The sequence below is a fragment of the Sphingomonas metalli genome (assembly GCF_014641735.1).
Lineage (GTDB): Bacteria > Pseudomonadota > Alphaproteobacteria > Sphingomonadales > Sphingomonadaceae > Sphingomonas > Sphingomonas metalli.
In genome coordinates this window covers 203,776-216,259 of the sequence record NZ_BMIH01000002.1, presented here as the reverse complement: position 1 = coordinate 216,259, position 12,484 = coordinate 203,776, and the positions used below count along the sequence as shown (strand labels likewise).

Below are 12,484 nucleotides of genomic sequence, written 5' to 3'. Positions count from 1 at the left end.
ACGCCGGGGATAAGCGGCTTGCATCGCGGCGGCGGCCGCCGCTAAGGGCAGGGCTGCGGGCGCTTAGCTCAGTTGGTAGAGCATCTCGTTTACACCGAGAGGGTCGGCGGTTCGAGCCCGTCAGCGCCCACCACCCCGCTCGATGCGCATCACCCGTGCCGTTCCGGTACACCTTGGAAAGGCGCGGAACATTTCGGGCTCATCGCGATTGTGCGGTGTAGTGCCCACGCGACGTTTGCGTGCGGTGCCTGGGTGGGAAGAACGATGAGCCGTGTGAAACTGACCTTGTTCGGTGCCTCTGGACTGGCGCGGAACGGCGCCGCTGCGGCGGCCGAGCGTCGAGGTGCCAACGACCAGGCCGATCGCCGTGGCCTGACGCCGGTAGAGCTGGCCGCGATCGAGGCGATGAACCGACCCGCCGGGGCCGTGACCGCCTGATATTCCGACCGCCCGGCGGCGACGTCGCGGCGGGGCTGTCCTACAGACGGTACGACATGCCATGCGCCCCCTCCCGCGAGGATGGAGTGGCATATGCGCGAGCTGGTGGAACGCAGGATCGATGAGCAGGGCCGCCCGGCCCCGGCCGGACGCAAGGTCACTGTCAATGTCGCCGAATCGCCGCTGGGCTGGCTTGCCGCGCGCGGGCTCGTGACGCCGCGCCAGCTGGACGCCGGCGAGCGGCTTCGGGCAGACTATGAACGCGCGCAGATCTCTCCGGTCACCACGATGCGCTGGCAACCCCGGGTCGACGGAGCGACGGGTGATAGCACCGATCCCGGCACGGCCCGGATCGCGGCCAAGCGCCGCTTCGACGATGCCGTGCGGGCGGTCGGGCCCGGCCTGTCCGACATATTGTGGCGCATCGTATGTGCGGGGGAGGCCGTGCCGGTGGCGGAAAAGGCGCTCGGCTGGCCGGGACGCTCCGGGCGGCTGGTGCTGACGCTGGCGCTCGACCGGCTGGCGGATCATTACAGTCTGCGGTGACGGTGTTAGGCCGGCGCCGGGGGGATGGGCGGACCGCATGCGGCGCTTCGGCCCGGATGTTAGCGCCGTCGGACCGATCCGGCCGCCCGCCGCATCGCCCCTTCATAATGGCGGAGCTTCCGCCTAGATCACGCGCCTGCCCCGCGGAGCCTGAAGATGCGTCTGTCCTTCACCAAATGTCACGGCTCCGGAAACGATTTCCCGATGGTCGATGCCCGCGGCCTCGACCTGTCCGATGCCGACTGGTCGGCCGTTGCCCGGGCCCTCGCCGATCGGGCGGGACCGGTGGGTGGCGACGGGCTGCTGCTGATGCTGGACGGGCGCGACGGCGATGCGATCGGCTATCGCATGTTCAATCCCGACGGGTCGGAGGCGGAGACGTGCCTCAACGGGCTGCGGTGCGTCGCACGCGCGGGGTTCGCGGCGCTGGGCGTCGAGGCGGCGGGAGTGCGGCTGATCGGCTCGCGCGCCGATGTCGCGCACGCGCCGCCGCTCGCGCCCGGTGTCTTCACGGTGCGGGAGCGGGCCGGGCCGGCGTCGCTCGATATCGCGGCCTGGCCGCTTCGCATCGGCGCCGAGCGGCTGGTCGATGACGCCCTGCCGCCGCTCGGGGGATTGCGCTTCACGGCGATCGCGATCCCCAATCCGCATCTCATCGCCTTTGTCGAATCGATCGACGAGACCGAACTCGTCCGTATCGGGCGGCTATGCGAGGCCGCGCCCGATTGGCTCCCCCGCCGCGCCAATGTCAGCTTCGCCGTCATGGAGGCGGAGGGGCTGTTCGTGCGCACGTTCGAACGCGGCGTGGGCCTGACCGATAGCTGCGGCAGCGCCATGGCCGCCTCGACCTACGCCGCCTGCCTGACCGGGCGGTGGGCCTATGACCGCTCCGCGATCTTGCGCAACCGTGGCGGTCTGGTGCGCGCGGTCGCGGACGCCGATGCGATGGTGACCATCGAGGGCAACGCCACCTTCGAATGGGAGGGCGAGGTGACGGTGGACCTCGCCACGGCGACCGCCACCGACCTGACCGTCACCAAGCGTTACCCCGAAGAGGTCGCCGCCTGGGAGGCGGTGCGCGCGGCCTGAGGTGCCGCGCGACATTCACAAGTGCAGGAACCGCCCCCATATTCCGCGCATGGACATGCGACGGGCGATCGGGAACAGGGTGCGCGGGCTGGTCGGTTCCGGCGAACTGGATCTCAGCCGCCCGCCCGGCGACCCGGGGCTGTTCGGGCCGGGCTCCGCCACCTGGGCGGTGCATGGCGACTTCACCAGCATGATGATCGGCGGCGTCGCGTCGCTCCTCGTGCAGATGCTCCACCCTGCGGCGCTGGCCGGGGTGTGGGATCATTCCAACTTCCGCCGCGATATGACCGGCCGGCTGCGCCGGACCGCGCAGTTCATCTCCGTGACGACCTTCGGCTCGACCGAGGCGGCCGAGCGGATGATCGGGCGCGTGCGCCGCGTGCACGAGCGGGTGACGGGGACCTTGCCTGACGGCACGCCCTATGCCGCATCGGACCCGGACCTGCTCGCCTGGGTGCACGCCGCGGAGGTGGATGCCTTTCTGCGCGCGCATCTGCGCTATCGCGACCCCGCCATGCCGGTGGCGCGGCAGGACGCCTATGTCGCCGAGATGGCGCAGGTCGCCGAACGGCTCGGCGCCATCGACGTGCCGCGTACGCGCGCCGCGCTCAACGCCTATATCGAGGGCATGCGCCCGGCTCTCCGCGCGGATGCCCGTACGCGCGAGGTCGCGGGGCTGCTGATCCGCCAGCCATCGCCCAGCCTGCTCAACGCCCCGGTCAATGCGGTGATGATGCAGGCGGGGATCGAGCTGATGCCGCGCTGGGCGGCGCGGCTGCACGGCTTCGGCGTGCCGCTGGCGCAGCGGCCCGCAGTGCGCTTAGGTGCGCATGGCGTCGGCCAGTTGCTGCGATGGGCGCTGCGCTAGACGCGAGAGACAGGGAGAGAGACGATGACGGCGCAACCGGGCTGGTTGGTCGATGTGTTCCATGACGGCGCCTATAGCGGCAACCCGCTGGCGGTGGTGATCGCCGACGAGGCTCTCGACACGGCGACGATGCAGGCGATGACGCGCTGGTTCAACCTGTCGGAGACGGCCTTCCTGCTGCCGCCGACCGATGCCGCCGCCGATTACCGCGTCCGCATCTTCACGCTGGAGCGCGAACTGCCCTTTGCCGGCCATCCGACGCTGGGCAGCTGCCATGCCTGGCTGGCGAACGGTGGCGCGCCGCGCGACCCTGCCCGCATCGTCCAGCAATGCGGGGCCGGGCTGGTTCCGATCCGCCGGGACGGCGAACGGCTGGCCTTCGCCGCGCCGCCCATGATCCGGACCGGCGCGGTCGACGCGGCGCATGCCGCCGCGATCGCCCGCGTCCTCCACCTCGATCGCTCGGCGATCAAGGCGATGGAGTATATGGACAACGGACCGGGCTGGATCGGCGTGTTGCTGGAGTCGGCGGACGCGGTGCGCCGCGTCGTGCCGATGCGGCACCACCCGGGACGGGTCGAGATCGGGCTGATCGGACTGCAGCCGGCGGGTCACGAGACGCAGTGGGAGATCCGCACCTTCTTCTCCGACGCGCATCATTCGGTGATCGAGGATCCGGTGACGGGCAGCTTCAACGCCTCGGCCGCGCAATGGCTGAAGGCGACCGGTCGCGTCGACTCCGGCTATGTCGCGGCACAGGGTACCGAACTCGGCCGGCGCGGACGCGTGTTCGTGGACTATGACGCGGACGGGCAAGCCTGGATCGGCGGCCGGTGCCGGACCGTGCTGGAAGGGCGCATGGTGGGATAGGTCGCCATCCTTCCCCGTCGTGGGGAAGGAATGGAAGGATCATTCCGCGTCGCCGCTATACTTCATTTCGAGGAAGCGGCCGCGCGTCTGCAGACTGTCCAGATCGCCCTGCGCGAGCCGCTCGGTCATGCCGGCGATTTCGCGCTCGATCAGCGCAAGCCCGTCGATCAGCGCCGTGTCGGGCGTACGCCCGTTGCGCTCGGTCCGGCGGAGCGGCTCGGGCACGCGGGCATAGTCGCCGACAAAGGCAGGCAGCTGTTCGCCGACCAGACGGCGGATCTCCAGCGCCGCCTCGCCCTCCGGCTCGACCCGGGCGAGCTGGGGAGAGAGCGTGTCGAGCCGCTCGCCGATCCGGTCGACGAGATGCTGCGCGGGCGCGGGCAGCTGCGCCCGCTGGGCCGCGAGCCAGCGTTCGGTCTGTGCGGGCAGCGCCTTGATATCGACCTTGCGCAGCGTTTCCGCCGGCGGGGGCGGGCGGTCCCGCGCGGCCGGCCAGGCCGCGATCGTCGCGGTCGCCACGAAAATCGCCACCAGCGCCAGAAAGGCTCCCATGATCCCGATCGGCGCGACGATGCCCGCGACGAACGCCGCCACCACGATTGCCAGCGCCGCCGCGACGATCATCTTGAGACGGCGCATGCCATGGCCGGGCGCCCGGCGCGTGCGCGTCCGCTGTGGCGAGGGTGCCGCACCCGGCTCGGTGATCCTGGCCCAGCTCGCGCGTGCGGCGGCGATCGCGTCGTCGACCTCGCTCATGGCGGTTACAGCGCCTCCAGCCGGAACTGGTCGGACGACGGGCCCTTGAGCTGCGCCTGCGCCGCCCCTTCCGCCCGCGCGATATAGCCGCGCGACTTCTCCACCTCGTTGCCCAGCGTGTTGACCGTGGTCTTCATGCTGTCGAGCGCCTTGAGCTTGAACGTGTCGATCGCGTCCATCGTGTCGTAGATGTTCTGGAAGGCGCGCTGGAGCGTTTCGAGCGGGATCGTCGAGGAGGCGGCCTGTTCGTGGACGCGGGCGGTATTCTCCTTGAGCAGCCGCCCGGTCGAATCGATGATGTTGGCGGTGGTGGTGTTGAGCTGGGTGATCTGTTCCAGCACCAGCTTCTGGTTGGTCAGCGCCTGCGCCACCGTCACCGCGGTGCGCAGCGCCGCGACGGTGGTGGTGGAGGCGCGGTCGACGCCCTTCACCAGCTCGACATTGTTCTTCTTGACGAGGTCCAGCGCCAGATAGCCCTGGACCGTCACCGCCATCTGGGTGAGCAGGTCCTGCGTCCGCTGCCGGGTATAGAAGAGCGCGGTCTCGCGGATCGCCTTGGCCTTGGCGGGATCGGTGTGATCGAGCTCGTTCGCCTTGTCCTCGAGCTTGGCGTCCATCGCCCGGGACAGGTGGATCATCTGCTCCAGCCGGCCCATCGCGGTCCACAGATTGGCGCGTTCGGTATCGATCGCGGCATTGTCCATCAGCAGCTCGTCCTTGCCCGAGGCGAGGCTCTTCAGGATCGAGCTGATATGCGTCTGCGACGATTTGTAGCCGTCGAAATAATTGCGCATCTTGTTGCCGAACGGGATGATGCCGAACAGCTTCTGCGGCGCGGTCAGGTTGCCGCGCTTGCCGGGATCGAGATCCTCGACGACCCGGCGCAGCTCGGCCAGATCCTTGCCGACCCCGCCTTCCTGATCCATCGCGCGGACCGGACGATCGAGGAAGCGGTTCGACTGGCCCGCGGCATCGCGGATCTCCTTGGCGCCCATCGCGGTGATCGCATCGACCCGCCGGCCGAACTCGGGGCTGTTCGGATCCTGCGCGACGAGGTCGGCGACGAACTGGTCGACGCGGGTCTCCAATTCGGTCTTCTTGCTATCATCGACCGGTACCAGCCCGGCCGCCTTTTCCGCCTGCACCACCGGCACGGGGTCTGGCGGCGTCAAGGTGAGCGCGGCCGGCGCCTCGACGGTCAGGGTGGGGTCGCTCGCCATCTATTCGTCTCCCGCGGATCGCCGGACGGAGCATGGCGTCGCACCGCTCCGCGATCAACTGTGTTATTCAGATAATACGGCATGTGCGCTACGCAAGGCAAGTCATGCCCAGGTCATCCCGGGAACCGCTCGGCCTTAGAAAAGTACCGCCGGAACAACGAGATAGGCGATGTGTTCGGATCCTGAAAACACGGGAGTCGATGCGATCATGACCCAGCCGCACCAGCAGGACGCCGCCAACGGCAAGGGACGCACCATCGCCATCGGTGCCGCCGCCGCGGTCGCCACGGGCCTTCTCGCCAACCTCTTCCGCAAGGCCGCCGTGCAGGCGCCGACCTATTTCGCGGGTGAGTGGGACACCGCGCTGGCTGCGGAGCACAAGGCGGCGCTGGCGCTGTTCGACGCGCTCGAGAAGACGGGCGACGATGCCGTCGCGCGGCGCACGGTGCTGCTGACACAGCTGAAACATGCGATCGGCAAACATGCGCTGCAGGAAGAGAATGTCGTCTACACGATGATGCGCGATCAAGGGCTGACCGAGGCGGCCGATCACCTCAACCACGAACATGGCTATGTGAAGCAGTATTTCTTCGACCTGACGGAAATGTCGCGCAGCGATCCGGCATGGCTGCCCAAGCTCAAGGAATTCCGTGCCTTGATTGAAAGCCACATGCGCGAGGAAGAGGACGAGCTGTTCCCGAAGCTGCGCGCGAAGATGTCCGGGGAGCAGAACCGCCACATCACCCGGATGATGAACCGCGAAGGGCTGAAGCTCGCCTGACCCGGCGACCTGACAGCGCCACGGCCCTCTGCTAGATCGGGGGCGGTGATGGAGGCGCTGGATGAACGTCATGGCCCGGATCGTTCGCTCGGGCGAGAGCCAGTCGGTGGAACTGCCCGAAGGCTATCGCTTCGACGGCGATGAGGTTTTCCTGCGGCGCGACGGAAATCGCGTGGTGCTGGAAACAGCCGAGGACGCGCTCGATCCCGATACCGGTCTGAGCATCGCCCGGCTGCGCGAGCTGATCCAGGAAGGGCTGGACAGCGGACCCGGCGAGCCATGGGATCTGGAAGCGACCTTGCGCGAGGCCCGTCGCCGCCTTCCATGACGATCATCCGGACGCCGGCGGCGCAGAGCGACATTCTGGATATTTGGCGCTACATCGCCGTCCATCATCCTCCCGCAGCCGATGCGATGGTTCGTCGGTTCGACGCAAAGATGACGCTGTTGGAGCGGCATCCGCTGCTCGACCGGGATCGGTGGGAAGTGCCCGGCATCCGCAGCTTAGTGATCGATCGATACCTCATGTTGTATCGGACGATCGACGACGGCGTCGAAATTTTTGCGCGTCCTTCACGGTGCCCGCGATATCGCCTGCGCGCTACCTGACGACTGACCCTTCCCGCGACGCAGCATTTTTGCTATGGGCGCGCGAACTCCAGACAACAGGATACCCCATGAGCCTCCGCAACGTGGCGATCATCGCGCACGTCGACCACGGCAAGACCACGCTCGTCGACCAGCTCTTCCGCCAGTCCGGCACCTTCCGCGACAACCAGCGCGTCGAAGAGCGGGCGATGGACTCGAACGACCTCGAGAAGGAGCGCGGGATCACCATCCTGGCCAAGCCGACCTCGGTCGAGTGGCAGGGCACGCGGATCAACATCGTCGACACGCCCGGCCACGCCGACTTCGGCGGCGAGGTGGAGCGCATCCTCTCGATGGTCGACGGCGTCATCCTGCTGGTCGATTCGTCCGAGGGCGCGATGCCGCAGACCAAGTTCGTCACCGGCAAGGCGCTGGCGCTCGGGCTGCGCCCGATCGTCGTCGTCAACAAGGTCGACCGCGCCGATGCGCGCATCCAGGAGGTGCTGGACGAGGTGTTCGACCTGTTCGTGTCACTCGACGCGACCGACGAGCAGCTCGACTTCCCGGTCCTCTATGCCTCGGGCCGCAACGGCTACGCCTCGACCGACATGGACGCGCGCGAAGGCACGCTGACCCCGATGTTCGAGCTGATCGTCAACCATGTGCCCGCGCCCAAGGTCGATGTGGACGCGCCGTTCAGCTTCCTGGTGACGCTGCTCGACCGCGACAACTTCCTCGGCCGCATCCTGACCGGCCGCGTCAACACCGGCACGCTCAAGCTGAACCAGGCGATCCACGCCCTCGACGGCAACGGCAACGTGATCGAGACGGGCCGCGCCTCGAAGATCATGGCATTCCGCGGACTGGAGCGCGTGCCGGTCGAGGAAGCGCAGGCGGGCGACATCATCTCGCTGGCCGGCCTGACCGTCGCGACCGTCGCCAACACGATCGCCGACACCAGCGTCTCGACCCCGATCAAGGCGCAGCCGATCGATCCGCCGACGCTGTCGATGCGCTTCGCGGTCAACGACTCGCCGATGGCGGGTCGCGAGGGCAGCAAGGTCACCAGCCGCATGATCCGCGACCGCCTGTTCCGCGAGGCGGAGTCGAACGTCGCGATCAAGGTCACCGAGTCGGAGGATCGCGACAGCTTCGAGGTCGCCGGTCGCGGCGAGCTTCAGCTGGGCGTGCTGATCGAGACGATGCGCCGCGAGGGCTTCGAGCTCGGCATCAGCCGTCCGCGCGTGCTGTTCGGCACCGACGAGGAGGGCAAGCGCACCGAGCCGTACGAGACGGTGGTGATCGACGTCGACGACGAGTTCTCGGGCACGGTCGTCGACAAGATGAACCAGCGCAAGGCCGAGATGACCGACATGCGTCCGTCGGGCGGCGGCAAGACGCGCATCACCTTCTCCGCGCCCAGCCGCGGCCTGATCGGCTATCACGGCGAGTTCCTGTCGGACACGCGCGGTACCGGCATCATGAACCGCCTGTTCGAGAAGTACGGCCCGTACAAGGGCGCGATCGAGGGCCGGAAGAACGGCGTCCTCATCTCGAACGGTGCCGGCGAGGCGCAGGGCTATGCGCTCGGCCCGCTCGAGGATCGCGGCATCCTGTTCGTCGGCCATGGCGAGGCGCTCTACGAAGGGATGATCATCGGCGAGAACGCCAAGACGGATGACCTCGAAGTCAATCCGATGAAGGCGAAGCAGCTGACCAACTTCCGCGCCAGCGGCGGCAAGGACGACGCCATCCGGCTGACGCCGCCGAAGAAGATGACGCTGGAACAGGCGATCGCCTATATCGACGACGACGAGATGGTCGAGGTGACGCCCAAGTCGATCCGGCTGCGCAAGCGCCATCTCGATCCGCATGAGCGCAAGCGCGCCAGCCGCGCCAAGGAAGCGGCCTGACCTATACTGTCCCGAGGCCGGATCGGTCCGGCTTCGGGACACGAGACTTGTAACTTCTTCAGACAGCGGCAATCCTGATCGTCGCTGCGGTTCTCGCGAATCGAAGATGCCGGGCGGTGAACGGGGGCGTTCATGCAGGTCGGTGATCTATACGATGCGATTCTCGACGAGGGCGCCTATGCGGCGCTTCCCGGGATGATCGCACAGGCGGTGGGCGGCCGCTCGTCCGTCGTCCACCGCTACGAGCGCAACCATTTCGGGCCGCCCGAACTCAATACCTGCTATTTCGATGCCCCGTTCCTCGCGGACGTGCTCGCCCTGGTCGCCCAGGGTGGCGACATCTGGACGCGCACCGGGCTCGACACCGGCATCCGCAACCGCGCGGTGGCGATGCACAAGCTGGTGCCCGACGACATGTTCCGCGGCTCTACCCTGTTCAACGAGGTATTCCGCAAGCATGGCGACGATACCGGCCACAGTCTGGGGATGATAATAGAGACTCGAGGCGCGTTGCTGTGCGTGTCCTCGCAGCGTGCCTGGGGCGCCGGGGCCTTCGGTCTGGAGGAAGAAGCGGCGCTCGATGCGTTGCGCGTCGACCTCAACCGCGTGTTCGAAGCGCGCGAGCTGATCCGCGGGCAGCAGGGGCGGATCACCGACCTGACCGACATGGTCGCCGCGGGAGAGACGCGCATCCTGGTCGTCGGGCCGGACCTCGAACTGCGCGGTGCCAGTCCGGCGGGCGAGGCGGTGTTGGGGCTGGGCGACGGCCTGCGCGCCTTCCAGGGCCGGTTGGCTTTTGCCGACCGGCGAATCGAGGCGCAGCTGCGCGCGGCGGTGCGGGCGACGATCGCGCGGGCGCCGGTGGCGCGCACGGTCTTCACCGCCGGGCGCCCCTCGGGCGCGGAAGAATGGCGGTTGCGGGTCGTGCCCAGCGGCCGTCAGGACGCGCGATCCTGCCTGATCCTGATCGGGGCTGACGAGATCGACGGCCGAGACCGGCAGCGGCTGTGGCTGCGCGAGCATTTTGGCGTGACCGACTCCGAAGCGCTGGTCGCCCATGGTCTCGTCGCGGGTCTTTCGCCGGAGGAGATCGCCGACGAGCGTGGCGTGTCGAAGAACACGGTGCGTGCCCAGCTGCGCGCGCTGATGGGGAAGACCGGCACGTCGCGCATGGCGGAGCTGGTGGGGCTGCTCGCCCGCGTGCCGTGAGGGGCACGAGCCGGGGATGGTAGATGAACGGTGAGGTGAGGGGGGAAGTCCACCCGGCTCACCCCGCCAGCCGCTCCACCGCGGCCCATTCCGTATCGCGCACCGGCGACACCGACAGGCGCGACTGGCGGATCATCGCCATGTCGGCACAGGCCGGATCCGCCTTCATCGCCGCGAGTGTCACCTGGCGCGGCAGCGGCGCGACCGGCTCGAGCGCCACCGATACCCAGCCGCCATCGCCGTCGGGCCTGGCCGCACGGGCGACGCGCGCGATCCCGACCACGGCCTTCGCCGCGCCGCTGTGATAGACCAGCACCGGGTCCCCGACCGCCATCGCGCGCAAATGCCCCGCCGCCGCATGGTTGCGCACGCCGTCCCATTCCGTGCCGCCATCGCGGACGAGATCGTCCCAGAAATAGCTGTCGGGCTCGGTCTTCACCAAAAAGCGGGCCATCGGCTGAACCTTCTCTAAATGCGTCATTCCGCGTGTGTTCAGCGGCATGCGACTAAGCGCTGCAACACGGTCGCGAAGTTATGCGTTTTTCCGGCGGACCGGCGTATCATGTAGGAGGTTCGAGATGAACGGATGGATCAAGAAGGCGGGGCTCGGTGCGGTGATGGCCGCGACCGCCCTGACGGCGGCGGCACCGGCGGATGCGCAGCGCTGGGGCGGCTATTATCATCGGCGCGGCGGCGACGCGACCGCGAGCGCGCTGCTCGGCGGCATCGTCGGGCTGGGCGTCGGCGCGGCCATCGCGTCGAGCAACCGCGACCGCTATTATGATCGCGGCTATTATGACCGGGGCTATTACGACCGTCGATCCTATTACGACGTGCCGCCGCCGCCGGTCTATCGCGAGCGCTATTATTATGACGACTATCGCCCGCGGTGCTGGACCGAATATCGGCGCGACGGCTATTATGGCGGCCGGGTACCGGTGCGGGTCTGCAACTGATCCGAGGGTGACCGAAGGCGGCGCGGCGGGAGCGATCCGGCCGCGCCGCTTTTTTCTGGCGAGCGCGCCCGCCCGCGTGTAGGCGGCGCGGATGAGCGATACGCCCCCCGACCGCCTGTCGATCGATCCCGACAGCCCCCATTTCGACCAGTCGCTGCTGGAGCGCGGCGTCGGCATCCGCTTCAAGGGCGTGGAGCGCCGCGACGTCGAGGAATATTCGATCTCCGAGGGCTGGGTGCGGGTCGCTCTCGGCAAGAAGGTCGATCGCCGCGGCAAGCCGCTGACGATCAAGCTGACCGGCCCGGTCGAGGCATGGTTCGAGCGTCCTGCCGCCGGCGCGGAAGACGCTGCGGGCGAGGCGCCGGGCGAGGATGACGGCGAACAGGGTTGATCCGGGCGTGACGATCGAGACGCTCTCCACCTCGCGCGCCTATGGCGGCGTGCAGGGCGTCTATCGACACCAATCGACGGCGACGGGCACGCCGATGACCTTCTCGGTCTTCGTGCCGGAGCATGAGCCAGGCGAACGGCTGCCGGTGGTCTGGTATCTGTCGGGCCTGACCTGTACCCATGCCAACGTGACCGACAAGGGCGAGTATCGCGGCCCCTGCGCCCGCCATCGCCTGATCTTCGTCGCCCCCGATACGAGCCCGCGCGGCGAGGGCGTCGCCGACGATCCCTCCTGGGACATGGGGCAGGGCGCCGGCTTCTACGTCGACGCGACGCAGGCGCCCTGGATGCCGCATTTCCGCATGCGCAGCTATGTCGAGGACGAGCTGCCCGCGCTGGTCGCGGAGCATTTTCCGGTCGATATGGCGCGGCAGGCGATCACCGGCCATTCGATGGGCGGGCACGGCGCGCTGACCGTGGCGCTGCGCCATCCCGATCGGTTCCGCAGCTGCACCGCCTTTGCCCCGATCGTCGCACCCGGACAGGTGCCGTGGGGGGAAAAGGCGCTGGGCGGATATCTGGGGCCGGATCGTGCGGCGTGGCGCGCGCATGACGCGGTGGCGCTGATCGAGGACGGTGCGCGCCTTCCGGACCTGCTGGTCGATCAGGGCGATGCGGACGGCTTTCTCGCCGAGCAGCTACGCCCGGAGCTGTTGGCGGCGGCCTGCGAGGCGGCGGGCATCCCGCTGACCTTGCGGATGCAGCCCGGCTACGATCACAGCTATAATTTCATCTCGACCTTCATGGCCGATCATATCGCCTGGGCGGCCAAGCGGCTGGGCTGATCCTGCCCACCACAG

Annotated in this window: 16 protein-coding genes and 1 tRNA gene; 14 read left to right on the top strand and 3 right to left on the bottom strand. The window is 68.3% G+C overall.

Annotated elements, in window-relative coordinates; genetic code table 11:
- Window positions 1-57 precede the first annotated feature (57 nt).
- From IEX18_RS07220 to IEX18_RS07195, 6 genes are all read left to right on the top strand, one after another.
- Window positions 58-133, top strand: a tRNA-Val gene (locus tag IEX18_RS07220).
- Between the two features lie 131 nt (window positions 134-264).
- Window positions 265-438 (top strand): hypothetical protein, encoded by a 174-nt coding sequence (locus tag IEX18_RS07215; RefSeq protein ID WP_188658063.1) that lies wholly within the window; start codon window positions 265-267, stop codon window positions 436-438.
- A gap of 93 nt (window positions 439-531) precedes the next feature.
- Window positions 532-984 carry a DUF6456 domain-containing protein gene (locus IEX18_RS07210; protein ID WP_188658062.1) on the top strand — a complete coding sequence of 151 codons (453 nt, stop codon included), beginning with the start codon at window positions 532-534 and terminating at the stop codon, window positions 982-984.
- 156 nt (window positions 985-1,140) lie between these two features.
- The gene (dapF, locus tag IEX18_RS07205; protein ID WP_188658061.1) at window positions 1,141-2,073 is read left to right on the top strand and encodes a diaminopimelate epimerase; all 933 of its coding nucleotides are present in this window, start codon (window positions 1,141-1,143) and stop codon (window positions 2,071-2,073) included.
- A 49-nt stretch (window positions 2,074-2,122) separates the two neighbouring features.
- Window positions 2,123-2,941 carry an oxygenase MpaB family protein gene (locus tag IEX18_RS07200; RefSeq protein ID WP_188658060.1) on the top strand — a complete coding sequence of 273 codons (819 nt, stop codon included), beginning with the start codon at window positions 2,123-2,125 and terminating at the stop codon, window positions 2,939-2,941.
- 24 nt (window positions 2,942-2,965) lie between these two features.
- Window positions 2,966-3,811: a PhzF family phenazine biosynthesis protein gene (locus IEX18_RS07195; RefSeq protein ID WP_188658059.1), complete on the top strand. Its 846-nt coding sequence runs from the start codon at window positions 2,966-2,968 to the stop codon at window positions 3,809-3,811.
- 39 nt (window positions 3,812-3,850) lie between these two features.
- Here the strand turns inward: IEX18_RS07195 and IEX18_RS07190 are convergent, their stop codons facing one another.
- Together IEX18_RS07190 and IEX18_RS07185 are read right to left on the bottom strand one after the other, a co-directional pair.
- Window positions 3,851-4,567 carry a hypothetical protein gene (locus IEX18_RS07190; RefSeq protein ID WP_188658058.1) on the bottom strand — a complete coding sequence of 239 codons (717 nt, stop codon included), beginning with the start codon at window positions 4,565-4,567 and terminating at the stop codon, window positions 3,851-3,853.
- A gap of 5 nt (window positions 4,568-4,572) precedes the next feature.
- Window positions 4,573-5,787: a toxic anion resistance protein gene (locus IEX18_RS07185; protein WP_188658057.1), complete on the bottom strand. Its 1,215-nt coding sequence runs from the start codon at window positions 5,785-5,787 to the stop codon at window positions 4,573-4,575.
- Window positions 5,788-5,995: 208 nt separating this feature from the next.
- Between IEX18_RS07185 and IEX18_RS07180 the strand changes: the two genes are divergently transcribed.
- From IEX18_RS07180 to IEX18_RS07160, 5 genes are all read left to right on the top strand, one after another.
- Complete coding sequence (locus IEX18_RS07180; protein WP_229664428.1) at window positions 5,996-6,568, top strand: hemerythrin domain-containing protein; 573 nt, start codon at window positions 5,996-5,998, stop codon at window positions 6,566-6,568.
- 61 nt (window positions 6,569-6,629) lie between these two features.
- Complete coding sequence (locus tag IEX18_RS07175; RefSeq protein WP_188658055.1) at window positions 6,630-6,896, top strand: antitoxin; 267 nt, start codon at window positions 6,630-6,632, stop codon at window positions 6,894-6,896.
- A complete protein-coding gene (locus tag IEX18_RS07170) occupies window positions 6,893-7,177 on the top strand; it encodes a type II toxin-antitoxin system RelE/ParE family toxin (protein ID WP_188658054.1) in 285 nt (94 codons plus the stop codon). The genes IEX18_RS07175 and IEX18_RS07170 overlap by 4 nt, the downstream gene beginning before the upstream one ends.
- Window positions 7,178-7,245: 68 nt before the next feature.
- Window positions 7,246-9,069: a translational GTPase TypA gene (gene typA, locus IEX18_RS07165; protein ID WP_188658053.1), complete on the top strand. Its 1,824-nt coding sequence runs from the start codon at window positions 7,246-7,248 to the stop codon at window positions 9,067-9,069.
- A 132-nt stretch (window positions 9,070-9,201) separates the two neighbouring features.
- Window positions 9,202-10,278: a helix-turn-helix transcriptional regulator gene (locus IEX18_RS07160; protein WP_188658052.1), complete on the top strand. Its 1,077-nt coding sequence runs from the start codon at window positions 9,202-9,204 to the stop codon at window positions 10,276-10,278.
- 58 nt (window positions 10,279-10,336) lie between these two features.
- Here the strand turns inward: IEX18_RS07160 and IEX18_RS07155 are convergent, their stop codons facing one another.
- Window positions 10,337-10,732, bottom strand: coding sequence for an EVE domain-containing protein (locus tag IEX18_RS07155; RefSeq protein ID WP_188658051.1), 396 nt, complete (start codon window positions 10,730-10,732; stop codon window positions 10,337-10,339).
- A gap of 124 nt (window positions 10,733-10,856) precedes the next feature.
- Between IEX18_RS07155 and IEX18_RS07150 the strand changes: the two genes are divergently transcribed.
- From IEX18_RS07150 to fghA, 3 genes are all read left to right on the top strand, one after another.
- Complete coding sequence (locus tag IEX18_RS07150; protein ID WP_188658050.1) at window positions 10,857-11,234, top strand: hypothetical protein; 378 nt, start codon at window positions 10,857-10,859, stop codon at window positions 11,232-11,234.
- Between the two features lie 91 nt (window positions 11,235-11,325).
- Window positions 11,326-11,625, top strand: coding sequence for a DUF3297 family protein (locus tag IEX18_RS07145; RefSeq protein WP_188658049.1), 300 nt, complete (start codon window positions 11,326-11,328; stop codon window positions 11,623-11,625).
- Window positions 11,606-12,469: an S-formylglutathione hydrolase gene (gene fghA, locus IEX18_RS07140; RefSeq protein ID WP_188658048.1), complete on the top strand. Its 864-nt coding sequence runs from the start codon at window positions 11,606-11,608 to the stop codon at window positions 12,467-12,469. The genes IEX18_RS07145 and fghA overlap by 20 nt, the downstream gene beginning before the upstream one ends.
- The last annotated feature ends 15 nt before the right edge of the window (window positions 12,470-12,484 follow it).